At 64.7% G+C, this 15,955-nt stretch carries 11 protein-coding genes, 1 pseudogene and 1 riboswitch; of the genes and pseudogenes, 5 read left to right on the top strand and 7 right to left on the bottom strand.

From position 1 onward, the window contains the following. On the bottom strand, positions 1–1,593 hold a 1,593-nt coding region (locus QZ281_RS07720), incomplete at its 3' end, for a cellulase family glycosylhydrolase (protein ID WP_292226783.1). A 90-nt stretch (positions 1,594–1,683) separates the two neighbouring features. Next, positions 1,684–2,118 (bottom strand): thioesterase family protein, encoded by a 435-nt coding sequence (locus tag QZ281_RS07715; protein ID WP_292226781.1) that lies wholly within the window; start codon positions 2,116–2,118, stop codon positions 1,684–1,686. 181 nt (positions 2,119–2,299) lie between these two features. Between QZ281_RS07715 and QZ281_RS07710 the strand changes: the two genes are divergently transcribed. Then, complete coding sequence (locus tag QZ281_RS07710) at positions 2,300–3,430, top strand: zinc-dependent alcohol dehydrogenase family protein (RefSeq protein WP_292226778.1); 1,131 nt, start codon at positions 2,300–2,302, stop codon at positions 3,428–3,430. A 19-nt stretch (positions 3,431–3,449) separates the two neighbouring features. Here QZ281_RS07710 and QZ281_RS07705 read toward each other — a convergent pair whose 3' ends face one another. The 3 genes from QZ281_RS07705 to QZ281_RS07695 all read right to left on the bottom strand — a co-directional run bounded on the left by QZ281_RS07705 (position 3,450) and on the right by QZ281_RS07695 (position 7,789). Continuing rightward, positions 3,450–5,915: a prolyl oligopeptidase family serine peptidase gene (locus tag QZ281_RS07705; protein ID WP_292226775.1), complete on the bottom strand. Its 2,466-nt coding sequence runs from the start codon at positions 5,913–5,915 to the stop codon at positions 3,450–3,452. 90 nt (positions 5,916–6,005) lie between these two features. Continuing rightward, complete coding sequence (locus tag QZ281_RS07700; protein WP_292226772.1) at positions 6,006–6,854, bottom strand: ribokinase; 849 nt, start codon at positions 6,852–6,854, stop codon at positions 6,006–6,008. After that, the gene (locus tag QZ281_RS07695) at positions 6,851–7,789 is read right to left on the bottom strand and encodes a nucleoside hydrolase (RefSeq protein ID WP_292226769.1); all 939 of its coding nucleotides are present in this window, start codon (positions 7,787–7,789) and stop codon (positions 6,851–6,853) included. Before QZ281_RS07695 ends, QZ281_RS07700 begins: the two co-directional genes overlap by 4 nt. Positions 7,790–7,872: 83 nt before the next feature. After that, positions 7,873–7,982: riboswitch (TPP riboswitch) on the top strand. A 56-nt stretch (positions 7,983–8,038) separates the two neighbouring features. Between QZ281_RS07695 and thiC the strand changes: the two genes are divergently transcribed. From thiC to QZ281_RS07680, 3 genes are all read left to right on the top strand, one after another. Beyond that, entirely contained in the window at positions 8,039–10,057 is a 2,019-nt protein-coding gene (thiC, locus tag QZ281_RS07690) for a phosphomethylpyrimidine synthase ThiC (protein WP_292226766.1), read from the top strand. 250 nt (positions 10,058–10,307) lie between these two features. Continuing rightward, positions 10,308–10,865: a GIY-YIG nuclease family protein gene (locus tag QZ281_RS07685; RefSeq protein ID WP_292226764.1), complete on the top strand. Its 558-nt coding sequence runs from the start codon at positions 10,308–10,310 to the stop codon at positions 10,863–10,865. Positions 10,866–11,158: 293 nt separating this feature from the next. After that, positions 11,159–11,908 carry a hypothetical protein gene (locus tag QZ281_RS07680; protein WP_292226761.1) on the top strand — a complete coding sequence of 250 codons (750 nt, stop codon included), beginning with the start codon at positions 11,159–11,161 and terminating at the stop codon, positions 11,906–11,908. 262 nt (positions 11,909–12,170) lie between these two features. Here the strand turns inward: QZ281_RS07680 and QZ281_RS07675 are convergent, their stop codons facing one another. Continuing rightward, complete coding sequence (locus QZ281_RS07675; RefSeq protein ID WP_292226758.1) at positions 12,171–12,845, bottom strand: DsbA family oxidoreductase; 675 nt, start codon at positions 12,843–12,845, stop codon at positions 12,171–12,173. 170 nt (positions 12,846–13,015) lie between these two features. Between QZ281_RS07675 and alaS the strand changes: the two genes are divergently transcribed. Beyond that, positions 13,016–15,664 carry an alanine--tRNA ligase gene (alaS, locus tag QZ281_RS07670; RefSeq protein ID WP_292226755.1) on the top strand — a complete coding sequence of 883 codons (2,649 nt, stop codon included), beginning with the start codon at positions 13,016–13,018 and terminating at the stop codon, positions 15,662–15,664. Positions 15,665–15,747: 83 nt separating this feature from the next. Here alaS and QZ281_RS07665 read toward each other — a convergent pair. Next, positions 15,748–15,955 (bottom strand): annotated as a pseudogene (locus QZ281_RS07665) (hypothetical protein); the annotation flags it as partial.

Genomic DNA, 15,955 nt, shown 5'->3' with positions numbered 1-15,955 from the left:
GTTCAGCGACACCGACACCCGGCCTCCGCCTGAGCCGACGACGGTGACGGGGCGCGCGCCCGCCTGATCCGCTGTCAGGGTGTAGCGCAGCCATTCTCCGGTCTGGAACTCGGCGACAACGGGCTGTCCTGCGTCCAGGGCGATATCCACGCCGTCGTTGCGCCAGGTGCGGCCCGTGTTCCACCAGGGATCGCGCGGCCCCGGGCCGCTGACGTTGGACGAATAGGTGTCCAGCCAGGCCACGCCCGAGCGGCCCAGATCATAGTCCGCCGCCCGGATCACCCCGCCCTGACGCCCGAACCGACGCTCCACGAACGGAATGGCCACATCCGAATGGGGCTGGCGGATCATGGCGTCGGCGACGTCGCGATGCTTGACCGTGTTCTCATAGAGGATATCGTGGTTAGCCAGTTGCATCAGGGTGCGCTCGGCCTCCGCCGCCGAGGGACGCGGCCCCTTGCCGGTCAGATAGGCGACCAGAGCGGGCCAGCCTGCATTGGGCGTGATCTCCAGCGGCTGATTGAAGCCGATCTTCTTCAGCGGCCAGAAGGCCCAGCCGACACCCTCGTTCTCGACGGTGGCGATGGTTTCGGTGAACCACTTGTTCGAGTTCTCGCCCGACTCGCCCAGCCAGATCGGGGCGTTGTTCTCGTCGCGCAGTTTCAGGAATTCGGCGATGGAATCGCGGTCGGTGGCGTTCCAGTATTTGTGGAAGCTGATCGCCATATTGTCGTCCCACAGGGGCATGACGCCGCGATAATTGTTGCCCCAGCAGTTGCCCTCGATGATGACCAGATGGCGCTTGTCCACCTCGCGGATGGCGGCGGTGATGTCGACCATCAGCCTGCGCAGGGGCGCATTCGTCGTCTCGTTGCAGCCGTGGCCGCCGCCCGGCGCCTCAAAGTCCCAGTTCGGCTCATTGATGATGTCATAGGCGCCGATGGAGGGTTCGTCGGCATAGCGTTCGGCCAGTTTTCGCCAGATGGCGACGGTCTTCCTGTGGTTCTCTTCGCTTTCCCACAGCGAGGGCTTGTTCGGATCACGGTCGGCGATGGCCAGGTCCGTCCCCTGCCCGCCCGGCGCGGCGTGCAGGTCCAGGATCAGGTACATGCCGTTGGCCTTCACCCAGTCCAGCAGATCGTCGATCTGTTTGAAGCCCGCTTCCTTCCAGGTGTCCTGACCCGCGACCGGCTCCTGATCGGCAGCCAGCGTCAGTTGGTCGTAGTGGATCGGGATGCGCACCGAGTTGAAGCCCCAGCGCCCCATGGCGTCGATGTCGGCCTTGGTCGTGTAGTTGGCGCGCCACGCCTGATAGAAGGCCTCGGTCTTTTCCTCACCGATCAGGTCGGCGATGCGGGCGCGGATGACGTGCTGCTGACCCAGTTCGCCCAGCTGCAGCATATAGCCTTCCTGCAGCACCCAGCCGCCCAGACCCATGCCACGCAGAATGACGGGCTCGCCCTCTTCATTGACGATCCGCGTGCCGTCCGCCCGCAAGAAGCTCTGCGCCTGCGCCAGACCAGCAGACAGACCCAACCCCGACAGGCACAGCGCCGCCGTTGCGACCGAAGCCGCAATCCCGTTCTTCCTCATGACGTCCTCCCAAACGCTATTTTGGGAACGTTCACATAAGTCGATCCGAAACGCCAGAGCCCAAGCCTGGCTGCGACGTTCAGACGTTGATCAGGCGGCCTTCAGGTTCTCGACCACAGCCTTCAACCGCGCAGGCAGCGGCTTGGGACGGCGGGTTTCCGCGTCGACATAGACGTGGACGAAATGGCCGATGGCGGCGGGCGCATCGACGCCGCGCTTGAACACGGCGAACCCATAGCTGACGCTGGAGGTGCCGATACGGTCCACCTTGATCCCGACCTCGATCACATCGGGGAATTTCAACGACGAGGTGTAGCGGCAGCCCGAATCCACCACCAGACCGATGGACTCGTCCAGCGCATTGGCGATCAGCAGGTGGGCGTTCACCGCCGAGTCCACGAACTCATAGAATTTCGCGTTGTTGATATGGCCGTACTGGTCGTTGTCCGCCCAGCGGGTCGAGACCATGTGAAAGGCCCGGTAGGTGGCCCGGTCCGCCAAGGCGCCTTCGTCACGCTTCGCCATCGTTCCTCATCTCCCCAAGCACGGCGTTCGCTCGCCGTCTGAAGTTGAACGCTCAGGCTTGGACGACGCGACGTCAAGCGCCTATCGGTGGTGTGCCGATCACGAACGCGCGGCGACAACGCGCTCAAGCCGCTGGCGACCGCGTCGACAGCGATAGCGCTAAAGAATGAAAGGCTTGAGCATGAGCATTAAGACCAGAGCCGCCGTCCTGTCCGCAATGGGCGCCGAGCATCCCTATGCAGACAGCCGCCCCCTTGCCATCGAAACGGTAACGCTGGACCCGCCCGGTCCCGGCGAAGTGCTGGTGGCGATCAAGGCGGCGGGCCTGTGCCATTCGGACCTGTCCGTCATCAACGGCGACCGCCCGCGCCCTTTGCCGATGGCGCTGGGACATGAGGCGGCAGGCGTGGTCGAGGCTCTGGGTGACGGCGTCACCGACCTGCAGATCGGCGACCATGTCGTCATGGTCTTCATGCCGTCGTGCGGTCATTGCGACCCGTGCGCCGGGGGCCGTCCCGCCCTGTGCGAGCCGGGCGCTGCGGCCAACGGCAAGGGCGAACTTCTGCAGGGCGGACGCCGCATCTTCCGCGAGGGTGCGCCCGTCAACCACCACCTCGGCTGCTCCGCCTTTGCAGAACGGGCCGTGGTGTCGCGCCGGTCGCTGGTGAAGATCGACCCGGAACTGTCGTTCGAGGAGGCGGCCCTGTTCGGCTGCGCCGTCCTGACCGGGGTGGGCGCCGTGGTGAATACGGCCGGGGTCCGTGCGGGCCAGAGCGTCGTGGTCATCGGACTGGGCGGCGTGGGTCTGGCCAGTGTTCTGGGCGCCATCGCCAGCGGCGCCAGCCCCGTGATCGCCGTCGATCTGTCCGAAGACAAGCTGGCGCTGGCCCGCACTCTGGGACCGGTTCTGACCGTCAACGCCGCAGACGCCGATGCGGTGGATCAGGTCCGCGCCCTGACCAAGGGCGGCGCCGACTTCGCCTTCGAGATGGCCGGATCCGTCCGCGCGCTGGAGAACGCCTGGAAGACGACCCGGCGCGGCGGCACCACCGTCACCGCGGGCCTGCCCCCGCCGGACGCCGCACTGGCCGTCAATGTCGTCTCTCTGGTCGGCGAGGAGCGCACCCTGAAGGGCTCCTATATCGGAACCTGCGTGCCCAGCCGCGACATCCCCCGCTACGTCGCCCTGTACCGCCAGGGCCGCCTGCCCGTCGACCGCCTGATGAGCGGCGTCATCCCGCTGGACGACATCAATACCGGCTTCGACCGCCTGCACGCCGGCGAGGTGGTGCGACTGGTGGTCAGGCCCTGACCACCAACCCTGACGTCCCTTAGTTGGGCGTCCGCGGCGGGGCGTTCTTCACGTACAGGTCCATCCAGCGGACCATCTCCCACAGGGTGTGGCCCACCGATTCACGGGCGCGATAGCCGTGGGCCTCCAGCGGCAGGGTGACGTAGCGCGCGGTCGCCCCCAGCCCCTTCAGCGCGGCATAAAAGCGTTCCGATTGAACCGGGAAGGTGCCGGAGTTGTCGTCCGCCTCGCCGTGGATCAGCAGGATCGGCTCGTTCAGCTTGTTGGCGTAGGTGAAGGGCGCCATCTCGGTATAGACCTCTGTCGCATCCCAGTAGTTGCGCTGCTCTGACTGGAAACCAAACGGCGTCAGGGTGCGGTTATAGGCCCCCGAACGGGCGATGCCGGTGCGGAACAGGTCAGTGTGAACCAGCAGGTTCGCCGTCATGAAGGCGCCGTAGCTGTGGCCGCCGACTGCGATCCGGTCACGATCCGCAACTCCCATCCGCACCACGGCGTCCACCGCCGCCTGAGCATCCGCCGTTAGTTGCTGGACATAGGTGTCGTTGGGCTCCGCGCCGTCCTTGCCGATGATGGGCATGGAGGGGTTGTCAAAGATCGCATAGCCCTGGGTCAGCAGGAACAGGTGGCTGGCGCCGCCCGGCCGCACGAAGCGGTTCTGCACATCCACCGTCTGACCGGCAACCGAGGCGTCCGTAAACTCGGCCGGATAGGCCCACATCAGCATCGGCAACGGGCCGTCACGGTCCTTGTCGTATCCGGCAGGCAGGTACAGCGTGCCCGACAGCTTGACCCCGTCCGCCCGCTCATAGGTCACCAACTGGCGGGTGGCCCCGGCCAGTTGCGGCGCCGGGTCGGCGAAGTTGGTCAGGCGCGTGGTCGAGCCGTCCGTCAGATTGCGGATCTGCAGGTTTGGCGGGTCCAGACGGCTTTCACGCTGGGTGACGACACGCTTGCCCTCGGCGTCCAGGAAGCCGACCACGGATTCATAATCGGTGTTGGCCGAGGTCCACAGCCGCTCGCTGCGTCCCGTCGCGGGGTCCATGGCCGCCAGGAAGGGGAACTCGCCCTGCGGAGTCGCGCCTGCGCCCGACATCAGAATTTTTCCATCCGGCGCAAAACGGATCACCGAGCGGCCCGCCGCGTTCGGCTGGGTCACAGGCATTCCCGGATTGTCGTAGCGTGCCTGATAGTTCCGCTCCAGCAGCACACGACCTTCACCGGGGTGGGACGGATCGACGGTGAAGCGCGTCTCGTGCCGGGTGTTGAACCAGCGGCTGTAAACGACGGCCAGATCGTCCTTGCCCCAGCTGACGCCGCCATAGCGTTCCTTCAGGTCGATCAACTTGACCGGCTGGGCGGCGAAAGGCGCGGCCTGCATGAAGACGCGGTCGCGGAACTCGGCCTCGCGGCGGATGTCGCCGCCATCCAGCGCCTCGACCCAGGTCAGGGTGGCGGGGGCGTCCGCGCGCCAGTCGACCGAACGCGGCCCCGGCGCCACGGCGTCAAAGGCCGTCGGCACATCATCACGCAGCGGCAGGCTGGCCACCTGACGCACCACCCGCCCGCTCAGGTCCGTGACCACGATGTCAGTCGGGAACAGGCCGCTGGGCACCACATAGGAATAGGGCCGCTTGGCGATTTCCTGCAGGATGTAGCGGCCGTCCGGCGACAGGGTCACGTCCAGGTAGACGGCGGGCTGGCCGATCGTCCGCGCCCGTCCATTCAACGGAACCAGCGTCAGCTGAGACGTGAAATAATGGTCGAACAGGGCTTCGTCGCCAGGGTTCGACAGCAGGTCCTGATAGGTGCGGACCGGGGCTATGCGCCCGGCGGTCTCATCGATGTTCGGCCCGGTCGGCGCCGCAGACACATCCGGCGCGGGGCCACGTCCTGCAGGCACGGCCTCGACCAGAACGCCCGAACTGTCAGGCAGCCACTGATAACCGGCCCCGCCCGTCATATTGACCACCGGGTCGGTCAGCTTGCGCGCCCGCGCCGTCGCCACGTCCACGACCCACAGCTCCAGCCCCGTCGGACGGTCCATGACCAAGGCCAGGCTCCTGGCGTCCGGCGCGAAACGCACCGCCGTGAACCGCGCGCCCGCAGGCAGGGTGACGACACGCTGTGCGCCGCCTTCCACGCCCTGAAGCGTCAGGCCGGTCAGCCAGGACACGCGGCTTTCGGCCATGCCATTGTTGCGCGGATTGATCCGTGATCCGCCCAGCCGCAGCATCGGCTCCGCCAGAGCCTTGATGCTGGGCAAGTTCGACCTGTCCAGCAGCACCAGCGTGCGCCGATCCGGGCTCAACATCGGCGCAGGCGTCGGCTTGGCGTCCAGAATCTCGGCGATGGGCGCAGGCGGCTGCTGATAGGTGCTCACCGCCGGGGCCTGCCCCGCATTCTGGGCCAGTGCCCCGCTCGCCGTCGAAGCCAGCAACACCGTCGCCAGCACAAGCCCGGCGCCACGCACACGCATCATCATCTCGAATAACCCCACAGTTTTTCGAAACCAGACTAGCGACAGCGACAGACCAACGACAACCTCTTTTGCCGTTACAGTGTCACACCAACCTCAGCCCCCGTTCAGCAGCCCCTCTACATCCGCGCGTTCCGGCGCAGATGGCTGGGCGCCGGGGCGTGTGGCGGCGAAGGCTCCGGCGGCGCAGGCGAAGGTCAGGGCCTCGGACGGCTCCTGGCCTTCCAGCAGGGCGACGGTGATGGCGGCGACGAAAGTGTCGCCCGCGCCGGTGGCGTCGACGGCGGTGATGACGGGCGGGGTCGCCCAGGCCATTTCGACGCCGCGCTGGTACATGACCGCGCCCTTCGCGCCCTTGGTCACCACCACCCGGCCGCCGCCGTGATGCAGGCCGTCGCCATAGAAGGCGGCCTCTGTCTCATTGACCACGATCAGGTCGGCGCGGCGCAGCAGAAGTTCGGACACAGGCGCAGCGGGCGCCAGGTTGGCGCAGACGAAGCCGGTCGCCCGCCCCACCGCCGCCTCGACCGTCTCGACCGGCAACTCCAGCTGGACGATCAGCGCGCCTTCGATACGCTGGGGCAGCTGTTCCGGCGTGACCAGATGATTGGCCCCGGCGGCCACGACGATCTGGTTCTCGCCCGACGGATCGACAGCGATCAGGGCCACCCCGGTCGGGGCCGCCACATCGACCTCCACCCCCGCCAGATCGACGCCGATATCCTGCATCAGGGCCAGCGCCTCGCCCGCCATGGCGTCGTCGCCGACCCGGCCGATCAGACTGACCTCGGCGCCCAGTTTTTCAGCAGCAAAGGCCTGATTGGCGCCCTTGCCGCCGGGATGGCGGGCCAGGGTCGCGCCCGTCACCGTCTCGCCCGGCGCAGGCAGGCTGGGCGCCGAGGCGACCAGATCCAGATTGATCGAACCGACGACGGTGATCCTCATGCCGCATTCCTCAGGGTCTCGACGATCAGATCGAACACACCCTGCCCGTCGGCGGCGACCGCCCAGTGATGCCGCGCCGTCGCCGGATCGACCCGGAACTCCACCGCCGTATGGCCGCGCGTCAGTTCCGAATTGGTCTCGATCTCGACCCGGCAGGGCCGCGTCTGGAACAGGTCCGGCCGTATCGCCCAGGCGATGGTGCAGGGGTCATGCAGAGGCGAGGCGTCGCCGCCGACGACCTCACGCTCGACCCGCTGGGAAAAGCGCAGCATGGCGGCGGCGGTGCGGGCCGCCTCGCTGTCGACGGCCTCGATGGCGGCGATCCGCGCCTCGGTCGCCCGCACCTGATGGGTCGCGTCCAGGCCCAGCACCGTCACGGCGCAGCCTGATCCGAAGACCACCGCCGCCGCCTCCGGGTCCGCCCAGATGTTGAACTCTGCAGAGGCGGTGATGTTGCCCCCCTCTGAGCGGGCGCCCCCCATGACCACGACCGGCCCCAGCCATTCGGCCAGCCGTCGTTCGCGGCGCATGGCCAACGCGAGGTTGGTCATCGGGCCAATGACGGCGATGGCGACCGATCCCTGCGGTCGGCTCATGACCAGATCGACGATGGCGTTGGCGGACGGGCCGTCGCCGATGATGCCCTTCGGCTCAAACGGTTCCAGATCGCCCAGCCCCTCAGCCCCGTGGAACTCGCCCGCACCAGCAGGGGGGCGCTTCAGCGGGCGTTCGGCGCCACGATGGACCGGCACGTCTTCGCGTCCGGCGATCTGACGGATGATCCGCGCATTGCGCTGGGTCAGATGGGCGGGAACATTGCCGCCGACCGTGGTGACGGCCAGCAGCTCCAGCTCGGGAGCGGCGAAAGCCAGGAACAGAGCCACGGCGTCATCCACGCCGGGGTCGCAGTCGATTATCAGAGATTGAATAGTCACGCCCCTGACTAGGCCGCGCGCATCCCTCGCGGCAAGCCCGGCGTCCGACGGCTTGACGCAGCCCTCACGCGGCGTCACCCTGATGCTGTTCTCCGGGGGGTCGCAATCGAGCGGCTGAGATAGAGGTTTCTCCTCTGACCCGTCGAACCTGATCCGGGTCATGCCGGCGAAGGGATGAGTACGCTGCCGGTCCGGACCACAGGACCAACACGCCCGACGTCGGCGGACCTCAAACGTTTTGAGGCCGCCATGAATATCCAAGTCACGCCCCCTTCGCTGCCCGAAGAGCCCAACATCGAACTGCCCTTGGCCGACGCCCGCAAGCAGGTCGAGGCGGAAACAGGCCGCATTCCCACCGGCCCGCGCGCTGGCGGCGTGAAGGTCTATGTGGCGGGCGAGCTTTATCCCGACATCCGCGTCCCTTTCCGCGAGGTCGCCGTCCACCCCAGCGCCAACGAGCCGCCGGTGACGATGTACGACTCCTCCGGCCCCTACACCGACCCGGCCGTGACCATCGACATCAAGAAGGGCCTGCCCCGCGTGAAGTCGTCATGGCAGGCGGATCGCGGCGACATCGCCCCCGTCGCCAACCCGCGCGAGGTCAAGCCCGAGGACAACGGCCACGCGTCCGGCAAGAACCTGGCCCCACGTTTCGACACCTCGAACCACCGCGTCTTCAAGGGCGTCGAGGGCCGTCCGGTCACCCAGTACGAATACGCCCAGGCGGGGATCATCACGCCCGAGATGGAATATGTCGCCATCCGCGAGAACATGCGGCGTGAACAAGTGACGAGTGGCGAGTGGCGAGTGGCGGGCCAAGACGTCCAGACCATCACCCTGGCCGACGGTTCGACCGTGCCGCTAGACACATCAGCCTCGTCACTCGCCACTCGTCACTCGCCACTGGAGCGCGACGGCGAATCCTTCGGCGCCAGCATCCCCGACTATGTCACCCCGGAATTTGTGCGCTCCGAAATCGCCCGCGGCCGCGCCATCATCCCGCACAACATCAACCACCCCGAGGTCGAGCCGATGATCATCGGCCGCAACTTCCTGGTGAAGATCAACGCCAACATCGGCAACTCCGCCGTCCTCTCCAGCGTGGACGATGAGGTCGACAAGCTGGTCTGGGCCACCCGCTGGGGCGCCGACAACGTCATGGACCTGTCGACGGGCAGGAACATCCACAACATCCGCGACTGGATCATCCGCAACTCCAGCGTCCCCATCGGCACCGTGCCCATCTATCAGGCGCTGGAGAAGGTGAACGGCATCGCCGAGGACCTGACCTGGGAGGTGTTCCGCGACACCCTGATCGAACAGGCCGAACAGGGCGTGGACTATTTCACCATCCACGCGGGCGTGCGCCTGCCCTTCGTGCCGATGACGGCCAAGCGGGTGACGGGCATCGTCTCACGCGGCGGCTCGATCATGGCCAAGTGGTGCCTGGCCCACCACAAGGAGAGCTTCCTCTACGAGCATTTCGAGGACATCTGCGACATCATGCGGGCCTATGATGTGTCGTTCAGCCTGGGCGACGGCCTGCGCCCCGGCTCCATCGCCGATGCGAACGACGAGGCCCAGTTCGCCGAACTGCGCACCCTGGGCGAACTGACGAAGATCGCCTGGGCCAAGGGCTGTCAGGTCATGATCGAAGGCCCCGGCCACGTGCCGATGCACAAGATCAAGGCCAATATGGATGAGCAGCTGAAACACTGCCACGAGGCGCCCTTCTATACGCTTGGCCCGCTGACCACCGACATCGCGCCGGGCTATGACCACATCACCAGCGCCATCGGGGCGGCCATGATCGGCTGGTTCGGCACGGCCATGCTCTGCTACGTCACGCCCAAGGAGCACCTGGGCCTGCCCGACCGTCAGGACGTCAAGGACGGCGTCATCACCTACAAGATCGCCGCCCACGCCGCCGATCTGGCCAAGGGCCACCCCGCCGCCCGCCTGCACGACGACGCCCTGTCACGCGCCCGGTTCGAGTTCCGCTGGGAGGACCAGTTCAATCTGGGCCTCGACCCCGAAACCGCCCGCAAGTTCCACGACGAAACCCTGCCCAAGGAGGCCCACAAGACCGCCCACTTCTGCTCCATGTGCGGACCGAAGTTCTGCAGCATGAAGATCAGCCAGGACATCCGCCGCGATGCGATGGCGCAGAATGATGCGGGAGCCTCGCTGACGGAAGCCGAGGTCGGAATGGCGGAAATGAGCGCGAAGTTCCGCGCCGGGGGCGGGGCGATTGAAGTGAAGGTCTAACCGCCCCGCTCAGCCGGACCCACGCCGAAATCAGGACTTTGGACGCGAGGCGACTTAATACTGGCCTCGCGTCTGCCCCTCTGGCGGAGCCGAAGCAAGGACCAGCAATGTCCGGACGGGCGTCGCTGACGCGGCGCGTCCATTGCCAGCACTCCCTACCGACATCAAGGCACCCTGAATATAACAGGGGTAGCCAAAATCCCGCCACGAGCTAAGCTGCCAAGCTTAACTATTCGGCGGACAAACATTCATGCGCGTTACAAGCTATGGCCTATTCTGGCGTGAAGCCGAAATCGATTGGCATCCCGGCCAAGGCAACGCCAACAGCTTTCGCCTACTCGGCCGTGTGGGTGCAAATAGAGGCACACTGAAGATGGCGGACTTTCGCTATCAGCAGGGAATTTACGTTCTATATGACGACTACGGCCCCGTTTACGTTGGACTTACCCGCAATCAAGGCCTTGGAAAGCGCCTAAAGGACCACCTATCTGACCATCTTCAGAACAAGTGGGACAGGTTTTCATGGTTTGGATTTACGCCTCTATCATCCAAGGAAAATGCTAAGGGCATGATAGAACTTCACAATTCAAATCATGAAGTTACAGAAGACACTTGGGCAACAATTGGCGACTTGGAAGCGCTTCTAATCCGCCTCATGAATCCAAAAAACAACACCGTCAAAATGAAATTTGCCGGTGCACAAGAGTGGACACAAGTCGAGTACAATTTAACCTCAACGTATATTGAACGACTTCCCATAAACCGAACTAATTGTCAAATCACAACCAACACAACATCGACAGATTAGAGAACGATCTCTTGCGGATACAAGCCCGCGCGAAATCACGCCATCATCCAAGATGACCACTGGAGGCGGAAATAGAAATTATCCCAATCCATTTCGACGTTCCGGGCCATGAAATTCCGCTCGAAACATTTGTAACCACGGCAGAACAAACACAAGCTATAGTTCGCGCCCTGAACAATGAGCTTTTTGATGGGCATCTGAAGTTCCAGATATTAGTTCTGCCACCTACTGAGGGATCATTCCTTACTAGGTTAGGAGTAGTTCTTCTTGGCGGTTGGGCGGCAATTTGGACTTTGACCGAGAGCGATATCGGGCAAGGCTTCATTAAAGGACTGACAGGCCACGAACCTGCCTACTGGGCTGAAAACGTTGGATCATCTCTTAGAATGATCCTCGACGAGAGCAAAAAAGACCAAAAAATCGACGCAGAAAGAAAATTCGCAAGCGCAATCATCTGCGCTTCAACTAAATCATTCTTAGAAACAGAAAACTATAAGCTCGAGCGAGCTAGCATTGATAGATCTCGTTTTCGGGATGCCTATGAAGCGAAAAATACCTTCTACGAAAGCTGCCTAGCGACGCACGCCCTTCAGGCGATTGGCTTCGACGAACATGCAGTTTTCCCCATCAAACGGAATGAATTTTCGAAACACGTTTCGGCACTTCCGCCAAAGGAAGACGCCGACGAGGCGTGGTTCGTGGCAACGGCTCAACTGAGGGTCACTTCACCAAACTGGGTTCGCAACGACCGAGCACGCCAATGGAAAGGGCACGACCACCAAGGGCGAGATCGCTACTTTCGGATCGAAGACGAGGAATTCTGGAACCACGTTGGGCTCGATACAATCGACACACACATCATCGACACGATGACAGTACAATGGGCGTTTCAAGGCAGGCCGCAGCATCCTAAAAACTGTCGCGTGTTACGAGTCCTGAAATTCAACAACTCAGTGCTGGCGCCACCACTATCCGACGACGAAATCGTGGCTCATGTCGGCCAGCTTGGTAAAGTCAACGACGATCAAGGCGAACTTTTTTAGTTCGGGTCGCCACCTCCTTATCATAGGAGCTTGCTGCCAACGCCCATCGCAACATTGAAGCACAGAACATAAGCGCCCCGTACGCTCAGCAACATCAGAACCTCGACCGTCTCACCCTTGGGGAAGGGGACGCCGAAGGCGGTGAAGGGGGCTCGGCCGCCGCGTCCGGGTTCGCATTGCTCTGTCTGGCGTCGGGGTTGGGGAAGATCCCTCCACCACTTCGCGCTTCCCCTCCCCCGAAGGTGGGGGAGGAATGGTGCGGTTAAGCCTCGCCTGCGATCTGACGCAGGGCCTGTTCGAAGGCGTCGGCGGGTTGGCCGCCTGAGATCAGATATTTGCCTTCCACCACCACGGCGGGGACCGAGGTGATGCCGCGCGAACGCCACAGGTCCTCGGCGGTGCGGACGGCCTGGGCGTAGCGGCCTGAGGCCAGGACTTCGCCCGCCTCGGCCCGGTCCAGGCCCGCCGTCTCTGCGGCCTGGGTCAGGACGCCGGCGTCGGTGATGTTCCGGTTCTCGGTGAAGTGGGCGACGAACAGGGCGCGCTTCAATGCCCCTTGCTTGTCCGGCGCCGTCTCATGCGCCCAGTGCAGCAGGCGGTGGGCGTCGAAGGTGTTCCAGATGCGGCTGTCCTCGCCCATCTGCAGGTCAAAGCCCGCCTCGGCGCCCCTCTGTTTGATCATGGCGCGGTTGGCCGCCGACTGTTCGGGGGTGGAGCCGTATTTCTTGCCGATATGTTCAACGATGTTCTCGCCCTCGGGCGCCATCTGGGGGTTCAGCTCGAACGGCTGGAACGTGATGTCGGCGGCGATGCCCTCGCCTTCCAGACGCTCCAGCGCCGTCTCCAGACCGCCCAGACCCACGGCGCACCAGGGACAGACGACGTCGGACACGAAGTCGATCTTGAGGGTTTTGAGGGCGGGCGCGGCGTCGGTCATCGGAAGGCGTCCTTCTGGAACAGCAGGTGTTGCAGGCATATGGGAATCCGATCGGACGGCGCCACCCCGCCCGGCCCAGTTTCCGCCTTCGCACAAACGCATGGCCTGATGCCTCGCAACCCCTTATATGGCCAGCTTCCCGCCAAGCCGTGTTCGAAGCCCGATAAGTCATGCCCAGCCTGAACGAGATCCGCTCCACCTTCCTCAACTATTTCGAGGCCGATGGTCACGAGAAGGTGCACTCGGCTCCGCTGGTGCCGCAGAACGACCCGACGCTGTTGTTCGTCAACGCGGGCATGGTGCCGTTCAAGGACTATTTCACCGGCGCGTCCAAGCCGCCCTATCCGCGCGCCACATCCTCGCAGAAATGCGTGCGCGCGGGCGGCAAGCACAACGACCTGGACAATGTCGGCTATACGGCCCGCCACCTGACCTTCTTTGAAATGTTGGGGAACTTCTCCTTCGGCGACTATTTCAAGGAACACGCCATCGAGAAGGCGTGGAACCTGGTGACCAAGGACTTCGACCTTGATCCCAAGCGTCTGCTGGTCACCGTCTATATCGACGACGATGAGGCCGCCGCGATCTGGAAGAAGATCACCGGCTTTGGCGACGACAAGATCATCCGCATCGCCGGATCGGACAACTTCTGGGCCATGGGCGACAGCGGCCCGTGCGGTCCCTGCACCGAAATCTTCTGGGACCACGGCGACAAGATCGCCGGCGGCCCTCCCGGCTCGCCCGATGAAGACGGCGACCGGTTCGTGGAGATCTGGAACAACGTCTTCATGCAGTACGAGAAGGAGAACGATCAGATCGTTCGCAACCTTCCCAAGCCCAGCGTCGACACCGGCATGGGTCTGGAGCGGATCACCACCGTGCTGCAGGGCGTGCATTCGGTCTATGAGACCGACCTGTTCAAGACCCTGATCGCCGCGTCCGAAGACGCCACCTCGACCAAGGCCGAGGGCGAGCGCAAGCCCTCGCACCAGGTCATCGCCGACCACCTGCGGTCCTCGTCCTTCCTGATCGCGGACGGCGTGACGCCGTCGAACGAAGGCCGTGGATACGTCCTGCGCCGCATCATGCGCCGCGCCATGCGCCACGCCCACCTGCTGGGCGCGACCGATCCGCTGATGCACCGTCTGGTGCCGACGCTGGTGGCGGAAATGGGCGACGCCTATCCCGAACTGGCCCGCGCCCAGCCCTTCATCGAGGACACGCTGAAGCAGGAGGAAGTCCGCTTCCGCACCACGCTGGGCCGGGGCATGGCCCTGTTCGACACGGCGGTTCAGGGCTTCAAGCCCGGCGACATGCTGGACGGCCAGACGGCCTTCACCCTGTCCGACACCTACGGCTTCCCGCTGGACCTGACGCAGGACGAGGCGCGCCGTCGCGGCTATTCGGTCAACGTGGACGGCTTCGAAGCCGCCATGGCCGAACAGCGCCAGCGTTCGCGCGAACACTGGAAGGGCTCGGGCCAGACGGCCAACACCAACGAATGGCTGGCCATCCGCGACCGCATGGGTCCGACCGTCTTCACCGGCTATGACAATGTCGACGGCTCGGGCGAGGTCCTGACCATCATGAAGGCGGGCCAGCCGGTCGAAACGGCTGAGGCGGGCGACATCGTCGAAGTCCTGTTCGACACCACCCCCTTCTATGCCGAAAGCGGCGGTCAGGTCGGCGACCACGGCGTGATCGAATGGCCGGGCGGTTCCGCTGAAGTCATCGACGTCAAGAAACACGCGGGCGACCTGCACGTCCTGTCGGCCGAGATCACCAGCGGCAAGCTGGAGATCGGAACCCGCGCGGCCCAGTCGGTGGACGCCGAAAAGCGCCGCACCATCCGCTCGAACCACTCGGCCGCCCACCTGCTGCACACGGCGCTGAAGAATGTGCTGGGCGCGACGGTGGCCCAGAAGGGTCAGCTGGTTGACGCCGAGCGTGCGCGCTTCGACTTCAGCCACGGCTCGCCTCTGACCGAGGCTGAACTGGCCGCCATCGAGACGGAAGTGAACGCGGTCATCCGCCAGAACGTCCCGACCGAGACCAAGCTGATGGCTCCTGAAGCCGCCATCGAGGCGGGCGCCATCGCCCTGTTCGGCGAGAAGTACGGCGACGAGGTCCGCGTCCTGACGCTGGGTCGTTCGCTGACCAGCGATAATGCGCCCTATTCCGTCGAACTGTGCGGCGGCACCCATGTGACCCGCACCGGCGACATCGCCCTGTTCAAGATTGTTCAGGAAACGGGCGTGGCCGCTGGCGTGCGCCGGATCGAAGCCCTGACGGGCGAGGCTGCGCGTCAGTATCTGCTGGCCCAGGCCGGCGTGGCCCGCTCGCTGGCCCAAGGCTTCAAGGTGCAGACGGCCGATGTGCCCGCCCGCGTCGAAAGCCTGACCGCCTCGGTCAAGACGCTGGAGAAACAGGTCGCCGAACTGAAGAAGCAGTTGGCTCTGGGCGGCGGCTCGGGCGCGTCTTCGGCGCCGGAAGAGATCAACGGGACCAAGCTGATCGCGCGCGTTCTGGACGGCGTGGACGGCAAGGGCCTGCGCGGCGTGGCCGAAGATTTCCGCAAACAGGTTGGCACGGGCGTCGTGGCCCTGATCGGCGTCACCGAAGGCAAGGCGGCGGTCACCGTCGCCGTGACCAACGACCTAGCGGGCAAGGTCAACGCCGCCGATCTGGCGCGGGCTGCAGTCATCGCCATGGGCGGCCAAGGCGCAGGCGGCAAGCCTGACTTCGCCCAGGGCGGCGCCCCGGATGGGTCGAAGGCCGAGGACGGTCTGGCGGCAGTGCGGGCAGCCCTGGCGGGCTGATCTGCCCCGCATCAGGATGATACGGATGAGGGGGCGGTCCCGGACCGCCCCCTCATTGCATTTCAGAACCCCTTCCAGCCCCGCTACTCCATCGGGTCCGGCGTCAGGTCCACGCCCGACAGCTTCCAGCCGAACAGGCCGTGACGCGTCATCAGCAGCACCAGCGCGTCATCGGGCCTGTCCTTGCGCGTCAGGGCCACGGCGAACTTGTTCAGCCCGCGATACGACCAGGACTGATGCAGCCGCTCCTTAGGCACGGCAGGCGTGTCGGCGGGCGGGACAGGGCGCTCC

Origin of the sequence: Brevundimonas sp. (assembly GCF_018608325.1) — a bacterium.
Lineage (GTDB): Bacteria > Pseudomonadota > Alphaproteobacteria > Caulobacterales > Caulobacteraceae > Brevundimonas.
This window is presented reverse-complemented; position numbering and strand designations above follow the sequence as displayed.

Bases quoted from the DNA above. Each gene is read 5' to 3' on its own strand.
- QZ281_RS07715 (WP_292226781.1), bottom strand. From the start codon at position 2,118: ATGGCGAAGCGTGACGAAGGCGCCTTGGCGGACCGGGCCACCTACCGG.
- QZ281_RS07710 (WP_292226778.1), top strand. From the start codon at position 2,300: ATGAGCATTAAGACCAGAGCCGCCGTCCTGTCCGCAATGGGCGCCGAG.
- QZ281_RS07705 (WP_292226775.1), bottom strand. From the start codon at position 5,915: ATGATGATGCGTGTGCGTGGCGCCGGGCTTGTGCTGGCGACGGTGTTG.
- QZ281_RS07700 (WP_292226772.1), bottom strand. From the start codon at position 6,854: ATGAGGATCACCGTCGTCGGTTCGATCAATCTGGATCTGGTCGCCTCG.
- thiC (WP_292226766.1), top strand. From the start codon at position 8,039: ATGAATATCCAAGTCACGCCCCCTTCGCTGCCCGAAGAGCCCAACATC.
- QZ281_RS07685 (WP_292226764.1), top strand. From the start codon at position 10,308: ATGCGCGTTACAAGCTATGGCCTATTCTGGCGTGAAGCCGAAATCGAT.
- QZ281_RS07675 (WP_292226758.1), bottom strand. From the start codon at position 12,845: ATGACCGACGCCGCGCCCGCCCTCAAAACCCTCAAGATCGACTTCGTG.
- alaS (WP_292226755.1), top strand. From the start codon at position 13,016: ATGCCCAGCCTGAACGAGATCCGCTCCACCTTCCTCAACTATTTCGAG.